We start from the raw sequence: 21,141 nt of genomic DNA on the forward strand, positions 1-21,141 counted from the left end.
AAAAGCCCACCAGGGCAGTGGCAAACTTATAAGAAGATGGTAACTGGCTTTATTTATAAGAATATTGGGTTTTTTAAGGCATGTACCGAACGCATAATAAAAAAGTACCAACCTCCTTAAACAAAAAGTTGGTACTATGCTATCGGAGCAAGCTATTCCTTGTGCAGATGCTCCCCAGCAGAGCTGCACTCCGCTTGGCTTGCTAAACAAAATTATCTAACTTAATTATTAACTACTGTAAACTTATTCTGGAATAAAGTGTAAACCAAAAATGGTGTACCTGCTAAAATGACAACCATTATTGGAATAACATTAAAAAGTGACAACCTATTTTGGAACTACACAGAAGTTACCTGCGTTATGTAACGGCTATGTGCCGCCTATGTGCCGCCTATGTAACGGCTCTGCAACGGCTCTTTAAAGAGGCGGCACAAAGGCGGTATATACTCAAAAGAAACCTAAAATAGATACATGGCATTATGACTGTTATATAAGTAACAGCTTAATTAAGAATTGACCTTCTCATGTGGATAATTAAATTTCTATTCATACTCACCCGGACCATATTACCTATATTTTGATACGCCACTACATTAAAAGAGTAATATTTTAGCCTTGAAATATTATTTGCTATATGATGTCTGAACTACGAACCAAATACGACCCTGTAAAATACAAGACTCCCAGGGGCAACAATTTACATTGTAAGGGTTGGATACAAGAAGCTGCATTAAGAATGCTGTTGAATAATCTTGATCCTGAGGTGGCGGAAAGGCCGGATGACCTGATCGTATATGGCGGAAGGGGAAAGGCTGCCAGGAATTTTGAAGCGCTGGACAGGATCATTGCCTCCCTGAAAGTTCTGGAAAATGATGAATCCCTGCTTATTCAGAGCGGAAAACCTGTTGGTATTTTAAAAACGCATAAGGATGCCCCCCGGGTATTGATTTCCAATTCACAACTGGTGCCAAACTGGGCCAACTGGAAACATTTTGATGAACTGGAAAGAAAAGGATTGATCATGTATGGTCAAATGACAGCGGGTAGTTGGATATATATTGGATCACAAGGAATTGTGCAGGGTACATACGAAACCTATGCTGCTGTAGCTAATAAAGATTTTGGGGGCTCACTGAAGGGTACTTTAAATGTGACGGCAGGCCTAGGAGGTATGGGAGGTGCACAACCCCTGGCCATAACTATGAATGGTGGTGTAGCATTGATAGCTGAAGTGGAGGAATGGCGTATTGAAAAAAGGCTGGAGACAAGGTACCTTGATCAAAAGATAACAGATATTGACGAAGCAATTGATGTTGCCATAAAGGCAAGGGAATCCGGGAAAGCCCTGAGCATAGGAGTATTATGCAATGCGGTTCATTTATTAGAGCGATTAGTGGAACGCAATATTATTCCTGATACACTCACCGATCAAACCTCTGCCCATGATCCTTTGATTGGATACTGGCCGCATGAGATAAGCTATGAAGAAGCCAAACAACTTAGAACAGATGATCCTGAACGATATATTGCCCTGGCATATAACTCCATGTACAGGCATGTGCAATTGATGTTGACGTTGCAGCAAAAGGGTGCTGTTACATTTGATTATGGAAATAATATCAGGGCAAGGGCAAAAGAAAAAGGCCTTGACAATGCATTTGATTTTCCTGGTTTTGTACCAGCTTATATCAGGCCACTTTTTTGTGAAGGAAAAGGTCCGTTCAGGTGGGCGGCATTGAGCGGTGACCCTTCAGATATTGCTGTAACAGATGAATTAATTGCAGGTATGTTTCCTGAAAATGCTTCCTTACAGCGATGGCTTCAGCTTGCAAAAGAACGGATAGCCTTCCAGGGCCTTCCTGCACGTATTTGCTGGTTGGGACAAGGGGAAAGAGAACAAGCTGGTCTTGCTTTTAATGAGTTGGTAAGAACCGGTAAAGTGAAAGCACCTATTGTTATTGGCAGAGATCACCTGGATACTGGTTCTGTTGCTTCTCCTAACAGGGAAACTGAAGCCATGATGGATGGAAGTGATGCTATTGCAGACTGGCCAATATTAAATGCGCTTGTCAATACAGCCGGTGGGGCAAGTTGGGTAAGCCTGCACCATGGGGGTGGTGTTGGAATGGGGTATAGTATTCATGCAGGTATGGTGATAGTGGCAGACGGAACAGAAGATGCTGCTAAAAGACTGAGCAGGGTATTGCGCAATGACCCGGGAATCGGTGTGATACGTCATGCTGATGCTGGTTACGAATTGGCGATGGAAACCGCAGAAAAAAACGGTCTAAATTTAGAATCGAGACTGGAAGGGCAATAATGTTTTAATAAAGAATGGTTGCTATAAATGCACTTTGTATTAGGCCAGGTATTATTACCAGGTAAAAAAACCTGTGTGGGATAGCAAAAACACTTATTTGTTTTGCAGGCTGCTGTTTACTTTTGTTCAAGGAAAAAAAATTAATATCCTTATTTAAACTTTATTGAAATCACTGCGTCTATCTGTGATCAATAAACGAAAAACTAAAACAAGCCCTATGCGAATGAATCTGCGCCTGATGTCTCTATTGACATTAACACTATTCACCACTTTTATTGCCTGTAAAAAAGATTCCAGCACCACCCAGCAGGACCCAGGACCTGAACTGACTGTTCACGCTGAAGACCAGGCTCGCATATCAGGCGAGATGGATGCTGTGGATTATGATTTGAATGTAGCTCTTGAGAACAACCCGACATTCAGCGGAAGGATGTACGAAATGAATAGCCTTTGTGGTGCCGATGTAATACCTGATACATTAAGCAATCCGCGCAAAATAACTATTACCTATAATGGGGAAGATTGCGAAGGTTTGCATTCGCGCACTGGTAATATAATCATTTCCATGCCTGCGGGTGTTCATTGGAAAGATGCAGGTGCTGCACTTACTGTTACTTATCAAAACTATAAGGTGACACGCCTGAGCGATAATAAAAGCATTACGATTAACGGAAGCCACCTGCTTACCAATGTAAGTGGGGGATTGCTTTACCAGCTTCCAACACGTCAAACGATCACCCATACTATTGGAAGCAGCAATCTTTCCATCACTTTTGATGATGGAACTAAAAGAGACTGGAGCGTAGCCCGTAAAAGGGTGTATAGCTATAATGGCGGTGCGCCTCTGATCACCATTTATGGAACGCATACTGAAGGTAGCCAGACAGGAATTGCTGATTGGGGAACAGACAGGTTCGGACGGACTTTCAGCACTGCCATCACACAACCATTAGTGATCAGCTCTGATTGTGATTTTAGATTGACAAGCGGACAAGTATTACATACCAGGCAGGGATCCACAGCAGTGGTAACCTTTGGTCTTGATAAAAACGGTAATGCTACTTCATGCCCTGCTACCGGAAGTTATTATTTTAAATTGGTATGGACAGGAGCAGGCGGCAATTCGCAAACCTTTATAGCACCTTATTAATCATTCACATAGCAGTTCTCAAAACCGTGGGTAAAACTCACGGTTTTTTTGTTTCCCTTTAAGGTATAAAAGAAAGCTCATCAGTTCAATGGTCTAATTTTTGGACGTCATATAGGGCATTAGACTGGATTCATGAGCAGATTAATAATTATTTCTAACAGGTTGCCCTTTTCAATAGACAAGGAAGGAGATCGCATGACCGTCCGGCAAAGCTCGGGTGGACTGGTATCAGCCATCAAAAGCTATTTTGAAAGAGAACAGGGCCACTCAACAGGTTATACACATAAGATCTGGGTAGGAAGTATGGATTCCAGCCTGGAAGACTGGGAAAATGTACAAAAGCAGGGAAATGTTAATGAAGATTTCGAGATAATTCCATTGTTTCCTCCCAAAGAGTGTTATGACGATTTTTACAATGGCTTTTCAAATTCCACACTGTGGCCGCTTTTCCACTATTTCCCTTCATTAGTTGAAAATAAAAAGGAATATTTTGAAGCCTATAAAAGGGTAAACCAATTATTTGCTGATAAAATTCTTGATTTCGTAGAGCCGGGAGATGTGATTTGGGTGCATGATTACCAATTAATGCTCCTACCGCAAATGCTTAGGGAAAAACTCCCTGATGCGGCCATTGGATTCTTTCTTCATATACCATTTCCTTCTTACGAGATATTCAGGCTGATGCCAACGAATTGGAAAAAACCAATTCTTGAGGGAATGCTTGGTGCCGACCTGGTTGGTTTTCATACACATGAATATGTGCAACATTTCCTTCATTCAGCTAAGATGATCCTGAAAGTGGAGTCACAATTCAACAATATTCAATACAGGGACAGGCTTATTAAGACTGACCTGTTTCCAATAGGTATTGATTATGAAAAATTCAGGGAAGCATGCATTGATGAAACCGTGGTGGAAATAGGCACCAGCCTTGAGGAAAGGTTTTATAATCAAAAACTGATCTTTTCTGTTGACAGGCTGGATTATACAAAAGGGCTTAATTACAGGCTTGATGGATTTGAAGTGTTTCTCAATAAATATCCCAAATGGAGAGAGAAAGTAGTGTTCATTTTAAATGTGATTCCATCAAGGGATGCCATCCAAACATATAGTGAAAAGAAAGGAAGCATTGAAGAAAAGGTTAGTACCATTAATGGAAAGTTTTCAACGCTGCATTGGCAGCCCCTGATATACAGGTACAACCATTTGACATTTGAAGAATTGTGCGCTTTATACCAGGTGGCAGATGTTGCACTGATCACGCCCTTAAGAGATGGAATGAACCTGGTGGCTAAGGAATATGTTGCCAGTTGTATTGACAAGGGCGTGTTGATATTAAGTGAGCTTACCGGTGCAGCCAATGAACTCAATGAAGCCTTATTGGTAAATCCAACGGATGTAGATGAAGTGGCCTCCGCCATTGATACGGCATTGAACATGCCTTTAGTGGAACAGCGTTCCAGGTTATCGTATATGCAAAGACGTTTGAAAAATTATGACGTTTTTAAATGGATGGATGAATTTTTAGATTGCCTTATAGAAACTAAAAAAGAACAGGAGTCAGTAAAAGTGAATTTATTAAAAGAAACAACCATTGCACAGATCCAGGATGATTTTAATAATGCCAGTAAGCGTTGCATCCTTTTGGATTATGACGGAACCCTTGCACCTTACCAGAAAGTGCCTTCGTTAGCCTTGCCAAGTGATGACCTGCTGCAGTTATTAAAACAATTATCCTCAGATCCTGCCAATGACATGATCATTATAAGTGGGAGAGATGCTCAAACCCTGGATAACTGGCTGGGACATCTGCCATTGACGCTGGTAGCCGAACATGGTGCGTATGTAAAATACAAGAATGAAGAATGGCGGGAGTATATCACTGTTCCCAATGAATGGAAAGACCAGATACGCCCATTGATGCAATTATTTGTAGACCGCTGCGCTGGTTCTTTTATAGAAGAAAAGAACAGTACATTGGCCTGGCACTATAGAAATACGCAACAGGAACTGGGTTTTTCCAGGTCAAGGGAATTAAGAAACAGCCTGATGCAACTCATTACAAATACACCACTGCAGGTGATCGATGGTAACAAAGTGTTGGAGGTAAGAATGATTGGTGTGGACAAAGGAGCAACAGCCATGAATCTCATTAATTACCTGAACCCTGACTTTATCTTATGCATTGGTGATGATACTACAGATGAAGACATGTTTCGTTCATTGCGTGAAAGAGGATATACTATAAAAATTGGCAGGGGAAATACTGCAGCCCAGTATACCATTATGTCCCAAAGAGAGGTATATCCTTTTCTAAGCAGGTTTATTAAGCCCATTGCTAAACAACAAGCCCAGTTAACGTAATAGGCAGTTTTTCATTAAATATTGCTAAACAAGGCATACAATGTTATTTTAGCAATGTATGACCACATTAATCTATGATATTGGCACTTTGGTCAATGTTAGGCAGGCCCATACTCTTTTATATGGGAAAAATTTAGCGCTACTGCCCTGTATTCACAATGCATTTCTTATTGTTGAAGATGGGAGGATAACGGACTACGGGCGCATGGAAGACCTGTTTTTCCCTGTAACTGATTTTACGTTCCATTATAGCGCTGAAGGACGATGTATTCTTCCTTCATATTGTGACAGTCATACGCACCTGGTGTTTGCAGGTAGCAGGGAAGATGAATTCGTGGATAAAATAAAAGGATTAAGCTACAGCGAAATAGCGGCTAAGGGTGGCGGCATTTTGAATTCCGCAAGAAAACTACAGGAAACATCTGAAGAATTCTTATATCAACAATCTTATAAAAGGCTGCAGGAGATTATCCGGACGGGTACAGGTGCAGTGGAGATCAAAAGCGGTTACGGATTAACAGTAGAGGATGAATTGAAAATGTTGAAGGTGATCCGGAGATTAAAGGAAAGTTCACCAATCCCTGTTAGGTCAACCTTCCTCGGTGCACATGCACTTCCAGAGAAATATAAAGACAACAGGGAAGGGTATATACAATTGATCATTGAAGAAATGTTGCCCCGGGTAAGTAAGGAAGGCCTTGCCGATTACATAGATGTCTTTTGTGAAAAAGGGTTTTATACGCCTGAAGAAACCAAAAAGATATGCCGGGCAGGTAAAGAATTTGGATTAAAGCCAAAAATACATGCTAACCAGTTATATGCATCAGGTGGGGTGCAGGCAGGTGTTGAATTAAATGCTGTTTCAGTAGACCACCTTGAATCAATGGACGATGATGCGATCGTTTCCCTGGCACATTCCAATACCATCGGCACTTTATTACCTACAGCAGCATTTTTCTTACGAATGCCTTATCAACCGGCAAGAAAATTAATTGACAGCAACTGTGCCATTGCACTGGCATCCGACTTCAATCCCGGTTCTTCACCTTCAGGCAATATGAATTTTGTAGTAGCCATAAGTTGTATTCAAATGCGCATGCTTCCGGAAGAAGCTATCAATGCATCCACACTAAATGGTGCTTATGCCATGGAATTACAGGATGAAGTAGGAAGTATTAGTAAAGGGAAAAGAGCTAACCTGGTGATGACCGTTCCGGTTCCTTCCATACAATACCTGCCTTATTCATTTGGCAGCAATCTTATTGAAAAGGTTATGGTGAATGGAGAGTTCATATAAGTTATTATTACTTCCAAAAATTTTAGCTGGTTATTCATGCATTCAGTCGGCCTGGGAAACACTTAAATATAAATTCCATATTTATTTGGATTATCATATTATTTAAAAAGAAAAATGATGAAATTGTGGGTCTTGAATTATAAGATCCTAAAGAAATTAATATGAACCTAACTCATTTTAAAAGTTATACCAAACAGGATGTACTTTCTTTTGTTAAGATCCGGCGCTTTGAAACCAAATTGGGTGAAAGGGTACAGGTGCTCAATGATCCATCTGCAATTGTTGATTCCCTAAAGAATCTTACGGCCCGTTATGTGGTCATTGGCATACCTGAAGATATTGGCATACAGGCAAACTATGGCACTGCAGGCACCAGTACTGCATGGCTTTCCTTCCTGCAATCATTTCTGAACATTCAAAGCAATGATTTTTTGGAAGGGGGTGAAGTGGCCGTGATCGGCCATTTTGATTTTGGTGACATTCAGTTTGTTATTGATAAAAACGCGCATACTGAAGAAGAAAAAATTGAAGCCTACAGGCATGCCGTGAATGCAATTGATGAAGAAGTAGAAGGCCTGGTAAAACAAATCACTGCCAACAATAAAATTCCTATTGTAATTGGTGGCGGGCATAACAATGCTTATCCTATAATCAAAGGCAGCGCCAAGGGTTTATTGCAGGCCCAAAAAATCAGTCTTGCGCAAATAAATTGTGTAAACCTGGATGCCCATACCGATTACCGTCCCCAGGAAGGAAGGCATAGTGGTAACGCCTTTAGGTATGCAGAAGAGGACAATTTCTTGCAGAAATATTGTATAGTAGGTATTCATGAAAATTACCTGCCACAGAATGTATGGGTTGACATTGTCAACAATCCTTTTATCGATTGCATAACATTTGAAGACATATTTATTCATGAGAAGCGAAGCTTCCGCCAGGCAGTTTCACATGCCATAGAATTTACAGAAGATAACTATGCAGGCATTGAGCTTGACCTGGATAGTGTAGAAGATGTTTTAAGTAGTGCCTGTTCTCCTTCAGGTGTGAGCGTTTTAAATGCGAGGCAATATGTGAATTTATGTGCCGCACATGTGAAGGCGGCCTACCTGCACATATGTGAAGGAGCTACCAGGCTGAATAATGGAAAGACGAATGATTCAACCGGTAAACTGATAAGCTACCTTGTAAGTGATTTTATAAAGATGCACGAGGTTTAAGACTGTTGCTCTTCCAGCGTCATGATCTTTTCGAATACCTTTTCATAGTCAGCATTAACTGAAGCCAGTTTATCCTTCACTTGCCGGTAAGCATTTTCTGTTTTCTTGAATGCTTCAGGATCGGCATAGGTGGATGGGTTGGATAATTCTGCTTCCAGTTCGGCTTTTTGTTTATTCAAATCCGCTAATTGCTTTTCTAATTGCTGAAACATTTTTTGTTGTTTCTGCAATTCTTTTTGGGCTTCCTTATTGATGGGAGCGTTGGCACCACCAGTTGATGTGGTGGGTTGCCCATTAGAGGAGGCCTTTGGTGTTTCTTTTATTACTTCTTTTACAGGGGCTGATCCGGAAGCTAAAGTTTGATTCCTTGACTCAGCTCTTTCTTTCCATTCCACCCATTCTTCATAAGTGCCTTTAAATACCTTGATCTTCTTATCGACAATTTCCCAGATCTTATTGGCTGTTTTGGAAATAAAGTACCTGTCGTGGCTGACCAGTATAAGGCTTCCCTGGTAACGGTTCAGGGCATCTATCAATAGTTCATTGGAATGGATATCCAGGTGGTTGGTAGGTTCATCCAGTAAAAGAAAATTGGCCTTACTGATCATGGTTTTGGCGAGTGCCACCCTGGCTTTTTCTCCTCCACTCAATACTTTAATTTTTTTATCTGCATCATCACCGCTGAAAAGAAAGCAACCTAATAATGTCCTTAGTTCAAGCTCTGTTTTTTTAGAGCCGGCTTCTTTCATTTCATCCAGGATGGTATTATTAATATTCAGAGCTTCTAATTGATGCTGGGCGTAAAAGGCATCATCCACATTATGGCCCCATTTGCGCTCGCCCTCAAATGGTTCGGCCCCAGCCAATATCCGTAAAAGTGTTGACTTACCTTTTCCATTAGCACCTATCAGTGCAATCTTATCGCCACGGTCAATTTCAGCCGAAGCATCCTCAAGAATGTCAATGTTTTTAAAGTGTTTAGAGACATGCTTTAATTCTACCAAAACACGACCGGGAGTTTTATCAACATTGAAGTTGATCTTGATATTAGGCCTTTCAATAGTTACATCTTCTATCCGGTCCAGTTTATCCAATCTTTTTTGAATACTTTGAGCCTGGGCAGCTTTGCTGGCTTTAGCCTTGAACCTTTCTACAAATCGTTCCTGCTGTCGAATGTAATCCTGCTGATTTTCAAAAGCCCTTTGTTGCAATTCGACCCTTTGTTGTTTTTCTACTTCATAAAAATCATAATTGCCATTATATATATGTAATTCACGCTGGTATAATTCCACAATCTTCTTTACCATGCGGTTGAGAAAATATTTATCGTGGCTAACTATGATTACAGCGCCTTTATAATGTTGCAGGTATTTCTCCAGCCATTCAATGGAAGGAAGGTCAAGGTGGTTGGTCGGCTCATCCAGCAACAAAAGGTCTGGTTGCTGAAGGATCATTTTTGCTAACAGCACACGCATTCTCCAGCCACCGCTGAATTCACGGTAAGGTCTTTTCAGATCGCTATTGGAAAATCCTAAACCCTGCAGTACTTCCTCGGTTCTATGTTCAATTGTATATCCACCTGCCTCTTCGTATTCATGCAGTTTCTCACTGTAAGCATGTAATAACTCATCCGTTGTATGCTCTTCAAGTTTTTTAGTAATTTCCTCCAGTTCTCTTTCAATCTTTTTTGCTTTATCAAACGCATGCAATGCTACCTGGAGAATAGATTCATTGGTATCAAAACTTAGTAAATCCTGGTGCAGGTAACCTATGGAGGTGGAGCGGCTTCTTTCAACTGTTCCTGCAGAGGGAGCGTATTCTCCTGCAAAAAGCTTCAATAGGGTTGATTTACCGGTTCCGTTATACCCAATTAGCCCAATACGTTCATTGGGATGTATATGCCAGGTAGCATCTTCAACGATTGTCCGGGCGCCAAATTCAAAAGTAACATTTTGTAAACCTGCCAACATAAGCTTAATAAAAGTTGCAAAGATAATTGCCTGCCGACAGGTATGTATTCAATTTCGATGAATAGTAGCCAGGGAAGTAAACTATTTAAAAAGAATTAACAGGAATATGATGAATAACAACTTATAATCTGTTAAATGGAGTGCTTTAGGGGTTTACTTTTGCCCAAAAACAGCAATGCACCGACTTTTATTTTTAGGTTTTTTGCTCCTTACCATCATATCCTGCAATAACGATAACAAAAAAACAACTACTGAAACTCTAGGTCCAAGCAGGCATAGTGCTGAATTTAATAGATCAATAGAATCATTAATGGGTAGCTATTACCAACTTAGTGAAGCATTTGTCAATTGGGATTCAATCAATGCTGCTACCTTATCAAAAAGAGTAAAGGAAAGGTTGGACAGTTTACCTATGGAGGAATTAAAAAAAGATAGCTCATCCGAAACAACAATTGGCATTGTGGATGGTGCAAAGAATGATTTAAATGCTATTAACGCATCAGCAGACATAACCTCTAAAAGACATGCATTTAACGCATTAAGCGATAAATTGTTCCTTTTATTAAATACTGTAAGGTATGATCGAAAGAAATTATACCTGCAGGAATGCCCGATGGCGTTTAATGATGAAGATCCTGGTCATTGGTTAAGTCCTGTAGATTCTATTAGAAATCCTTATATGGGTCTTCACCATCCACGTTATAAAGGAGGAATGGTGGAATGTGGTGAAACAAAAGAGATAATCAATTTTACAGGAACAAAATGACCTGGAAAAAGATTCTTCTAATTGTTTTCATTGTATTTACAGGCATTCATTCTTATGCCCAAAATAAATACACGCTTAATGGTTATATCAGGGACAGTGTGAGTGGTGAGTCTATACTTTCTGCGAGTATTTCTTTTGGGGGGAAGGTAATTGCCAGCAACTCGTTTGGATTTTATTCCATCACGCTTGATGAAGGAGAATATACAATATTGGTATCACACACCTCCTACATGACCAGGGCTGTCAGTGTGCAGCTTACACATGATATTCAACAAAATATTTTACTGGTGCCTAAAGCAGGCGACCTGAATGAAGTGGTTGTATATAGCAGGAAGCGGGATGCCAATGTGCGCAATGCGCAAATGGGAAAAATAGACCTTTCAATAGGACAAATAAAAAGTATTCCTGCCTTTTTAGGAGAAGTTGACATACTTAAAGCCATACAATTACTTCCCGGTATACAAACTGCCGGTGAAGGAAACTCAGGTTTTTATGTTCGTGGCGGCGGGCCTGATCAAAATCTTATCATCCTTGATGATGCGGTGGTATATAATACCGGGCATTTATTTGGTTTCTTTTCAATTTTCAATTCCGATGCTATTAAGAATACTTCCATAATAAAGGGAGGTATGCCAGCTCAATATGGCGGCAGGTTATCCTCTGTTCTTGATGTAACCATGAAAGATGGAAACAGTAACCGTTTCCAGGGCGAAGGCGGCATTGGGCTTATTGCTTCACGACTTTCCATACAAGGACCTCTAAAAAAAGACAAAGCTTCTTTTATTCTCTCAGGCCGCAGGACGTATATAGATGCATTGGCCAAACCGTTCATTCCTAAGGAAAGTAATGCCTATGGATCTGGCTATTATTTTTATGATCTGAATGCCAAGGTCAATTACAAAATATCTGAAAAAGATAAGCTGTTTCTGAGTGGTTATTTTGGAAGAGATGTTTTTTCATTCCGTGATAAAAAACTGTCTTTCCGTGCTGATATTCCCTGGGGCAATTCTACAGGAACCCTGAGATGGAACCACATTTTCAACCCACGGTTGTTTGCCAATACTACATTGGTGTATAATGATTACAATTTCAATTTCGGGGCGGCTCAGAACAATTTCGAGATCAACCTTTCATCAGGTATTAAGGATGGAACCTTCAAGATGGATTTTGATTTTTATCCTTCCGGCAGTCACAAGATGAAATTCGGGGGGCTTTCCACATACCATAAATTTATTCCGAACGTCACTTCCGGCCACCAGGATTCTGTGGTATTTCAGCCTAGTAACGGGGGAGAGAAATATGCATTGGAAAATGCCTTATATATCCAGGATGACTGGGATCTTTCCAGTAAGATCAAGCTGAATTATGGTTTGCGCTGGAGCAGCTTTACACAGTTGGGACCTTATACCAAATTTATAAAAGATGACAACCAAAACAAACTGGATAGCACCTATTACAAGAACTTTCAAAAAATAATTACTTATTCCGGTTTAGAACCAAGAGCCACAATCCGCTATTCGGTTGATAACACTACCTCAATAAAGGCCTCCGTTACACGCAACCTGCAATTCATTCACCTGGTAAGTAATGCCGGCACTACATTGCCCACAGACCTTTGGGTGCCAAGTACATTTTTAGTGAAGCCCCAGATAAGTATGCAGTATGCTGCCGGGTTATTCCGGAATTTCCAAAACAATGTCTATGAAACATCAGTTGAAGTATACTATAAACGCATGCAGAACCAGATCGAATACAAAGAAGGTTATTCGCCTTCATTAAGGGATCCGGAAGAGGAATTTGTATTTGGAAAGGGTTGGAGCTATGGGTCAGAATGGTTTGTAAACAAAACAAGGGGAAGGTTGACAGGATGGATAGGATATACACTTTCCTGGACGTGGAGGCAATTTCCTCAATTGAACGAAGGACTTAAATATCCTGCTAAATATGACCGCAGAAATGATCTTTCCGTAGTAGGCATGTTTGAATTGAATAAAAAATGGAAGCTGGGAACCGTATTTATATATGCCACAGGCAATGCCACATCACTGCCAGAACGTTTTTATGTACTGAATGGAGTGCTGACCCAGGAATACAGTGCAATCAATAAATACCGTTTGCCTTCTTACCACCGCCTGGACCTATCTGCAACCTATACACCCGATAAGAAAAAAAAGAAGAAATGGGAAAGTTCCTGGGTATTCAGTGTATATAATTTGTACAATCGAAAAAACCCTTACTTCATTTATTTCGACCAAACGGGAAACCCGTATAATGGGTCTGTACAGATTCAGGCCAAACAGGTTTCTTTATTTCCGATCCTGCCTTCGGTCACCTGGAATTTCAGGTTTTAATGTTTGCAGATGTATCATTTTTAAAATGATCAGAATAGAGTGAAGGCGACTCCAGATCTGAAATTATTGGTATCTTCTGCCTTTTAAACAAACGCACATGAGAAAAATAGTTCTGTTCGGACTTATGCAGTCCGCATTACTGGTAAGTTTTAGCCAGTCAGTTCCTGACGCTGATATAATAAGTAAGCTAAAGCAGGAAGAATCGCAAAATTCCAAAGTGATGGACATTGCTTTTCATTTAACGGATGTCAGCGGACCGCGATTGACTGCATCTCCCAATTTTATGAATGCAGCTAACTGGGCTAAGACCACCTTGAGTGGCTGGGGTTTGGAAAATGCACGACTCGAGCCATGGGGAGATTTTGGTAAAGGATGGCAGCAAGAGCGTTGTTATATCGCCATGACAAAACCCTATTACACACCCATTGTGGCCATTCCAAGGGCATGGACCGGAAGTACTCCAGGTAAGAAAATGATCAATGGTGGCATTGTATTACTAAAGGCAAAAGACTCTGCATCACTAGTTCAGTACGCCGGCACATTGAAGAACAAGATCATAATGCTTTGGGTTGATGATGCATTAAAACCTTCTTTCGAACCCGATGGTGCAAGGTTGGCAGACAGCAGCCTGGCTAAGATGGCAAAGGCTGAAATGAATGTAGCGCCAGGCCAAAGGCCTGCCAATGACCAGGCGCGCCAGCAATTTATGGCGAGGCAATCTTTTCAACGCAACCTTACAAAATTATTCAATGAAGAAAAACCCGCACTGGTTTTAAGCATTAACCCCAGGGGGAACGATGGAACTGTATTTGTACAGGGTGGAGGAGAGTATGGTAAAGATGCGCCTGAAGGTCCTGCAAATATCATGTTATCCAGTGATGATTATTTGAGATTACAAAGATTGGTAAATGCTGGTGTTCCTGTGGAAGTTGAGGCTGATGTGAAAACCAGGTTTTTTGATAAGGACCTGAAAGGTTATAATGTTATTGCTGAAATACCTGGCACTGATCCGAAATTAAAGGATGAAGTAGTAATGCTGGGTGGCCATCTCGATTCCTGGCAGGGAGCCACCGGGGCTACAGATAATGCTGCGGGCTGTTCTGTTATGATGGAGGCAGTGCGTTTATTAAAAGCCATGAATTTCAAACCCCGGAGGACTATCCGCATTGCTTTATGGAGTGGTGAAGAACAAGGTTTGTTTGGATCCCGCAATTATGTAAAAAATCACCTGGGCGATCCGGCTACCATGAAATTAATGCCGGAGCAACAAAATATTTCCGCTTACTACAATTTGGATAATGGTACAGGGAAGATACGTGGCATTTACCTGCAGGGCAATGAAGCTGTAAGACCATTGTTTACCAGTTGGCTGCAGCCTTTTAATGGTGAGGGAGCATCTACTGTAACTATCAATAATACCGGCGGCACTGATCACCTGGCATTTGATGCTGTGGGCATTCCCGGATTCCAGTTTATACAGGATCCTATAGAATACGATACAAGGACCCATCATACGAATATGGATACTTATGATCACCTGGTTCCTGAAGATCTGAAACAGGCTTCAGTGATCGTTGCATCTTTTGTTTACAATACCGCTATGAGAGATGAAAAGATTCCAAGAAAAGAATTACCTAAACCAAGAGAAGGTCAGCGACCAATTTAGTTGATGTACCTAATGAGATACAGGACCGGGAAAATATAACTTTCCGGTCTTTTTAATTTGCACCAGCGAACCTGGGATCTTCATAGATCACCCGCACCTGGGCACTGCGTTGTTTGTCGGATTTAAGAAATAACCGGTACTTTCGGTCTGCCGCTGTAATAATGACCATTGCAGTATTAGGTGGAATAGTTCCAAGGTTATCAGCTATCATGGTAATTTCCTGCTCCCTATGATCAAGGTCAACTTTCACCTCAAGAGTAAGGGGTTTCAAACCCAATTTCTGATGGCTTAACAAGGGGCGATTATCCAGTGTTACAGAGATGGAATCTCCATCTATTTCGGCATTATCATAAAAGTCAAGGCGGATCATTCCGGTATCAACTTTTATTTCCTGGATATGGTTAAAATCTGATTGTGCCACACGGTGAAGAGTGATTTTACCTGGTGTGCACGGTGCTGTACCATTCATTACCACGCCTCCCCAGTCACCGCTTAAGATTTCTTTGTTCCCACTATTGCTGTAGGCTAAACTAAAATACCTGATACATGGGGTGCAGTCTGAAGGAATATGGAATGTAGTTACCTTTTCTTCCTGGATGTCTATTGTTTTTGTAGCCGCATTATAAAAGCCATTGTAATTCTTCTTCACGTAATTCAACACATCTGAATAATGGTAACAAAACCCAGCCACCTTGTTGTTGATGATATTTACCTGTAATTCCACATTATATACCGGGAAGCAACCGCCAGCCTGCTGTGTAAGCGTGCCCTTCCAGACACCATTTAATTGTTGCGAAAAAGCAACTGTTTGCAGGAGGACTAAAATAGTAGTTAGTTGCCACTTCACACTGGGAAAATAATTGTTTTGGTTTATCCTTTACAAAAAATTATATAAATGGTCAATTACCTGCTTTTTGGTACCTGAAGCGGACCATTGCATTTTTTTGTTCTGTTGAAGTTATGCTTACCTGGTACCGCTTATCTCCATCCTGAACGATCATGAGTGATGTATTGGGAGGGATCCTGCCCAGGTTTTCTGCTACCATAACCAGTGTATGTTCCGGATTGTTTTCATCCATTTTCAATGTATAGGTAATAGGAGAAGCGGACAATCTTTTGCTGGCAATAATCAACCTTCCATCAAGGTAAACACTAATAGTATCATCATCGATTTCACCATTGTCGTAAAGCCTGATCGTTATTACTTCATTGGTAACAGTTAAGGCAGTTGTCAATTCATTCTTTCGTGACCTTGTAACCTGGGGCGCCTGGTAAGGTGGAAGGTCAGCTTTCTTTTCTACTATTACCGGCGTTATGGTTTTAGGAACAGGAGAATCAATAGTGGAGCGTTTAGATATTACTGGTGGGGTAGTCGTCTTTTTAACCGGAGCTTTAGCAACAGGCTTCGTTGTGGTTTTTTTCTTTGTGGCCAGGGGTGTTTTAGAAGCAGGTTTCACTGTTGTTTTAGTTACGGGAGTATCAGTAGAAGTGATGTTTTTATTATTCCGCAGGAATGGTTCCACATAGAAATCAGAAGTAGTAACCTTTCTCAGGTAAACTGTACCTCCGCCACAATCGCCCCATTTTCCATTGTTCTTTGGATTAGCCCTGTCTTCAGTTTTTCCAACATAGCTACCTTCCAAAAATTCTTCCCTTCCAGAACGTGCATATGCGAATTTATAATTCATCAGGCAGGTGGCACCTCCACCCATATTTTTTACTTCAACAGTGCGTAATTCCTGGATGGTGAATGAATTGTTTTTGATTGCGAAATTACCCGTCATTGTAGCCTTACCATAAAACCTTGTATCTAAATAAGAATATGATACACCTGTAACCGTTTTTGACTTTGCCTGCTGCACCTGGAACTCAAGCCTGTAATTTTCACCTGATTCGGTTATAAAATATCCCCTCCATATGCCTGTCAGGTTTTGACCCATGCCAATTAAAGGAAATACAGCAGGAAGAAGAAATAAGAGGAGTTTAGACAGGGGTAATTTCATCTTAAACGCAAATTAATTATTAAGGCTTCTTTAAAACCCCGGTTGTAGCGATTGATTTGTTAATTTTGCGGCTCTTTATGAGTGAGTTTATAAATATTACATTACCAGATGGTGCTGTCCGTCAATACCCGAAAGGTAGTTCAGCACTTGATATCGCTAAATCCATATCAGAAGGTTTGGCCAGGAAAGTATTGGCAGCGGATATTAATGGATCGGTTTGGGATGCTACACGACCATTGAATGATGATGCAGCATTGAAACTGCTGACCTGGGAAGATACAAATGGAAAAAGCACATTTTGGCATTCTTCAGCCCACCTGATGGCTGAGGCTATAGAAACCATGTTTCCTGGTGTAAAGTTCTGGGTAGGCCCTCCTGTTGAAAATGGATTCTATTACGATGTTGACCTGGGCGACAGGACTATCAGTGAAGATGATCTGCGCAAGCTGGAAGTAAAGATGGCTGAACTGGCGAAGCAGAATAATACCTACATAAGGAAGGAGATTCCAAAAGCCGAAGCAGTTCAATACTTCACCGAAAAAGGTGATGAGTATAAGCTGGACCTTCTGCAAGGCTTGGAAGATGGTGCTATTACATTTTATACGCAAGGTGCTTTTACAGACCTATGCCGTGGACCACATATTCCTGCTACAGGCTTTATAAAAGCAGTAAAGCTTACCAACATAGCAGGTGCTTACTGGAAAGGTGATGAGAGGAACAAACAGTTAACACGTATCTATGGAGTCACTTTCCCTTCGCAAAAGCAACTGGATGAATACCTGCAAATGCTGGAGGAAGCTAAAAAAAGGGACCACAGAAAACTGGGCAAGGAGTTAGGAATATTTACCATGGACGATGATGTAGGACCAGGGCTGCCATTATGGATGCCTAACGGAACTATTATTATTGAAGAACTGGAAAAACTGGCTAAAGAAACAGAACAGGATGCTGGATATAAGCGTGTGGTTACTCCACATATAGCCAAGGAAAGCATGTACATAACCAGCGGTCACCTGCCTTATTACCAGGATAGTATGTATCCACCAATGGAACTGGAGGGTGTAAAATACTACCTCAAGTCTATGAACTGTCCGCATCACCACAAGATATTTGCGGCTGAGCAGCATAGTTATAAAGATCTTCCATTGAGATTGGCAGAATATGGTACCTGTTACCGGTATGAGCAAAGCGGGGAATTGTTTGGTTTGATGCGGGTACGTTGCCTGCATATGAACGATGCGCATATCTATTGCACACATGACCAATTTGCACAGGAGTTCAGGGCTGTGAATGATATGTATCTTAAATATTTTAAGATATTCGGTATTGATAAATACGTGATGCGTTTATCATTGCATGACCCTGCCAAACTGGGACAGAAATATATAGATGAGCCGGAGTTATGGATTCAAACCGAGGCAATGGTAAGACAGGTGATGACAGAGGCAGGAATTCCATTTGTGGAAGTGCCGGATGAAGCTGCTTTCTATGGCCCTAAAATAGATGTACAGATCTGGAGCACAATAGGAAGGGAGTTTACACTGGCAACCAACCAGGTTGACTTTGCGCAGGGTCGCAGATTTAAACTTGAATACATTAACCAGGAGAACCAGGCTGAAACTCCATTGATCATTCACAGGGCTCCTTTAGGTACCCATGAGCGGTTCATTGGCTTCCTGCTTGAACATTATGCAGGAAAGTTCCCAGTATGGCTGGCGCCCCTGCAGGTGAAGATTTTGCCTATCAGCGACAAGTTCATGGACTATGCTAAATCTGTACTGGAAAAATTAAAAAAAGCGGATATTCGTGCGGAAATCGACGACAGGAACGAAAAGATAGGAAAGAAGATCCGGGATACAGAATTAATGAAGGTTCCTTATATGCTGGTAGTGGGAGAGAAGGAAATGACTGAAGGGAAGGTATCTGTAAGAAGACAGGGGAAGGGAGACCTTGGGGCAAAGTATGTAGATGAGTTCCTTATAGATGTGGTTAAAGAAGTAAGAGAGAGGGTTGGGGAATAAAATAGTTCCTTTCCTTTTTGGAAAACATATAGTATTATAAATTAACAGGTGATTGATTTGTAAAGGTTTTTAATCACGATTCATTAATTTCGACAATAACTTAAAATAAAAAACAAGTAAAGCCACAATGTTTACCGGTTGTCGACTGTAAACTGTGGACCATTAATTATGGCATTACCAAACAGAGGAGGATTCAGACCTGGCGGTGGTGGATTCGGAAGGGGACGATTTGTTCCCCGTAAAGAAGCAGAACACCGCATCAATCATCACATTAGAGTTCCGCAGGTGCGGTTAGTTGGAGACAACGTTACCGTTGGGGTTTATCCCACACAAGAGGCAATGAAAATGGCCCAGGACCAGCAGCTGGACCTGGTAGAAATTTCTCCTCAAGCCGATCCGCCGGTTTGTAAAATAATAGATTATAACAAGTTCCTTTACGATAAGAAGAAGAAGGAAAAGGAAATGAAGGCTAAGGCGAAGACCACAGAAATGAAGGAAATTCGCTTTACTCCTAATACGGACGACCATGACTTTGATTTTAAATCAAAGCATGCAGAGAACTTCCTGAAAGAGGGCAACAAGGTAAAAGCCTACGTGCAGTTCAAAGGCCGGGCAATTCAATTCAAGGATAGGGGTGAATTATTGCTCCTTAAATTTGCTGACAGGTTAAAAGATTTCGGGCAACTGGAAAGCATGCCTAAACTGGAGGGAAAAAGAATGCTGGCGATCTTTACGCCTAAAGGTGGTAAAAAGCCTAAGGCAGAACCAAAGCCCCAGTTATAAATAATTAAAAACCGCAGTATTAACTGCGGTTTTTTTATTGGTACATTCTTTCAGCTAAAAACTTGTAGGGGATATTAGGAAAAACCTCTCTTTCAACAACTTCTTTCAGGTCCGGTGCATGTACATCGTTTTCTTTAAATGGGCTTGTAATAACAATAAGAGTGATAGCTCCGTCAGGCAATTTCTTATCAATAAAACTATTGTTGAAAGTGAAAATTGGCAATTTGAACATCAGGTCCTCATTTTCTTCGTCTGGTTCGTACTCCAGGTGCCCGGAAATTTCATTCAAAGGTTTTCCATCTTTCAATGGAAGTGCCACGTCTTTATGGCCAAGCCTATAGGCCGGTTGTTTTTTCTCCGAAGGTGAAAGCGCTGCCAGCTTCTTTTCATAAAATTGCTTTTTCTTTTTTTTGAAAGCATCATATTTCAACATGGCATCATTAATTTTTTGTACCTCCTCTAAAGTTGCTTTCAAAGAAGGATTGATTTTTAATGGCGCAAGTTCTTCTTTCATTTCAATTTGATGCAGGCTGTCTTCTTTGATTTCGGCGTTGAGTTTTCCAATATAGTATTTTAAATATTCTTCCCGGTTAACCGGCCGGAATAAAGCTGACTGTCGTGGATTAATGATGAACATTTTGTTTTTAAATCTATGATCAATGCATTGACCAATCCTATATCCATTTAATTCAGAATAGGTAAGGGCAAATGTGTCGGTAAACATTACGGGTAGGGAAGATTGTTCAACATTATTAAAAATGCTGTTTTCATCCATCAAAACCCCGGGTTTGTTTAATATAACACTTACAGCAGGGGATTCTTCTGTATTTGCATGGATTTTTCCAAACTGGTCGCGGTAAAATTCATTCATTGAAAAAATCAATGATCCATTGTTACCTTGGCTATTATAAAAAATATAATTCTCCTGTATATCCATTCCCTTTGGCTGGCTGAAAAACGCAAGTGTTTCCATGACCTGGAAGAGAGCTTTGATTCTGGGTTTAGTAGCCTCCTTTCGTGAATCACGGTAGAGCTTACCAGGTACCTGTGTCAAATCCACCTGTGCATAGGAATGCTTATTTCCTGTAATTAACAGAAGCAAAATATATAGCCGTGTCTTTCCCAAGATTTTGATCACTGTTCAATTATTAATGATTGTATCTTTTAATCCAGATCTTTTAACTATTATCTATACACACATTATTTGGTTGCCTTTCTTGTTAGGAATAGGTA

The 21,141-nt window shown here is 40.8% G+C and carries 14 protein-coding genes; 10 read left to right on the plus strand and 4 right to left on the minus strand.

Going from position 1 to position 21,141, the window contains the following annotated elements; all coding sequences use genetic code 11:
- The first annotated feature begins 634 nt into the window (after nucleotides 1–634).
- The 5 genes from hutU to BUA53_RS05585 all read left to right on the plus strand — a co-directional run bounded on the left by hutU (nucleotide 635) and on the right by BUA53_RS05585 (nucleotide 8,348).
- Nucleotides 635–2,320 carry a urocanate hydratase gene (gene hutU, locus BUA53_RS05565; protein WP_245793019.1) on the plus strand — a complete coding sequence of 562 codons (1,686 nt, stop codon included), beginning with the start codon at nucleotides 635–637 and terminating at the stop codon, nucleotides 2,318–2,320.
- Between the two features lie 217 nt (nucleotides 2,321–2,537).
- A complete protein-coding gene (locus BUA53_RS05570; RefSeq protein WP_139256350.1) occupies nucleotides 2,538–3,470 on the plus strand; it encodes a hypothetical protein in 933 nt (310 codons plus the stop codon).
- 132 nt (nucleotides 3,471–3,602) lie between these two features.
- Nucleotides 3,603–5,834, plus strand: coding sequence for a bifunctional alpha,alpha-trehalose-phosphate synthase (UDP-forming)/trehalose-phosphatase (locus BUA53_RS05575; protein WP_072834330.1), 2,232 nt, complete (start codon nucleotides 3,603–3,605; stop codon nucleotides 5,832–5,834).
- Between the two features lie 58 nt (nucleotides 5,835–5,892).
- Nucleotides 5,893–7,131: an imidazolonepropionase gene (hutI, locus tag BUA53_RS05580; RefSeq protein ID WP_072834332.1), complete on the plus strand. Its 1,239-nt coding sequence runs from the start codon at nucleotides 5,893–5,895 to the stop codon at nucleotides 7,129–7,131.
- 161 nt (nucleotides 7,132–7,292) lie between these two features.
- The gene (locus BUA53_RS05585; protein WP_072834334.1) at nucleotides 7,293–8,348 is read left to right on the plus strand and encodes a formimidoylglutamase; all 1,056 of its coding nucleotides are present in this window, start codon (nucleotides 7,293–7,295) and stop codon (nucleotides 8,346–8,348) included.
- On the opposite strand, the gene BUA53_RS05590 is transcribed toward BUA53_RS05585, so the two are convergent.
- Nucleotides 8,345–10,318 carry an ABC-F family ATP-binding cassette domain-containing protein gene (locus BUA53_RS05590; protein WP_072834336.1) on the minus strand — a complete coding sequence of 658 codons (1,974 nt, stop codon included), beginning with the start codon at nucleotides 10,316–10,318 and terminating at the stop codon, nucleotides 8,345–8,347. The genes BUA53_RS05585 and BUA53_RS05590 overlap by 4 nt on opposite strands.
- Before the next feature lie 175 nt (nucleotides 10,319–10,493).
- Here BUA53_RS05590 and BUA53_RS05595 point away from each other — a divergent pair, with 175 nt between their 5' ends.
- From BUA53_RS05595 to BUA53_RS05605, 3 genes are all read left to right on the plus strand, one after another.
- Nucleotides 10,494–11,084, plus strand: a complete 591-nt coding sequence (locus BUA53_RS05595; RefSeq protein ID WP_072834338.1) for a DUF3347 domain-containing protein — start codon at nucleotides 10,494–10,496, stop codon at nucleotides 11,082–11,084.
- Nucleotides 11,081–13,435 (plus strand): TonB-dependent receptor, encoded by a 2,355-nt coding sequence (locus BUA53_RS05600; protein ID WP_072834339.1) that lies wholly within the window; start codon nucleotides 11,081–11,083, stop codon nucleotides 13,433–13,435. The genes BUA53_RS05595 and BUA53_RS05600 overlap by 4 nt, the downstream gene beginning before the upstream one ends.
- A 97-nt stretch (nucleotides 13,436–13,532) precedes the next feature.
- Complete coding sequence (locus BUA53_RS05605) at nucleotides 13,533–15,101, plus strand: M28 family metallopeptidase (protein WP_072834340.1); 1,569 nt, start codon at nucleotides 13,533–13,535, stop codon at nucleotides 15,099–15,101.
- 52 nt (nucleotides 15,102–15,153) lie between these two features.
- Here BUA53_RS05605 and BUA53_RS05610 read toward each other — a convergent pair whose 3' ends face one another.
- Entirely contained in the window at nucleotides 15,154–15,948 is a 795-nt protein-coding gene (locus BUA53_RS05610; RefSeq protein WP_072834342.1) for a hypothetical protein, read from the minus strand.
- A 52-nt stretch (nucleotides 15,949–16,000) separates the two neighbouring features.
- The gene (locus BUA53_RS05615) at nucleotides 16,001–17,104 is read right to left on the minus strand and encodes a hypothetical protein (protein ID WP_072834343.1); all 1,104 of its coding nucleotides are present in this window, start codon (nucleotides 17,102–17,104) and stop codon (nucleotides 16,001–16,003) included.
- Between the two features lie 77 nt (nucleotides 17,105–17,181).
- On the opposite strand from BUA53_RS05615, the gene thrS reads away from it, so the two are divergent.
- Both thrS and infC read left to right on the plus strand, forming a co-directional pair.
- The gene (gene thrS / locus BUA53_RS05620) at nucleotides 17,182–19,125 is read left to right on the plus strand and encodes a threonine--tRNA ligase (protein ID WP_072834344.1); all 1,944 of its coding nucleotides are present in this window, start codon (nucleotides 17,182–17,184) and stop codon (nucleotides 19,123–19,125) included.
- 168 nt (nucleotides 19,126–19,293) lie between these two features.
- Nucleotides 19,294–19,908 carry a translation initiation factor IF-3 gene (infC, locus tag BUA53_RS05625; protein ID WP_072834346.1) on the plus strand — a complete coding sequence of 205 codons (615 nt, stop codon included), beginning with the start codon at nucleotides 19,294–19,296 and terminating at the stop codon, nucleotides 19,906–19,908.
- Nucleotides 19,909–19,942: 34 nt separating this feature from the next.
- Here infC and BUA53_RS05630 read toward each other — a convergent pair whose 3' ends face one another.
- Nucleotides 19,943–21,010, minus strand: coding sequence for a hypothetical protein (locus BUA53_RS05630; RefSeq protein WP_217652938.1), 1,068 nt, complete (start codon nucleotides 21,008–21,010; stop codon nucleotides 19,943–19,945).
- Nucleotides 21,011–21,141 lie beyond the last annotated feature (131 nt).

This window comes from Flavisolibacter ginsengisoli DSM 18119, from assembly GCF_900129295.1.
GTDB lineage: Bacteria > Bacteroidota > Bacteroidia > Chitinophagales > Chitinophagaceae > Flavisolibacter > Flavisolibacter ginsengisoli.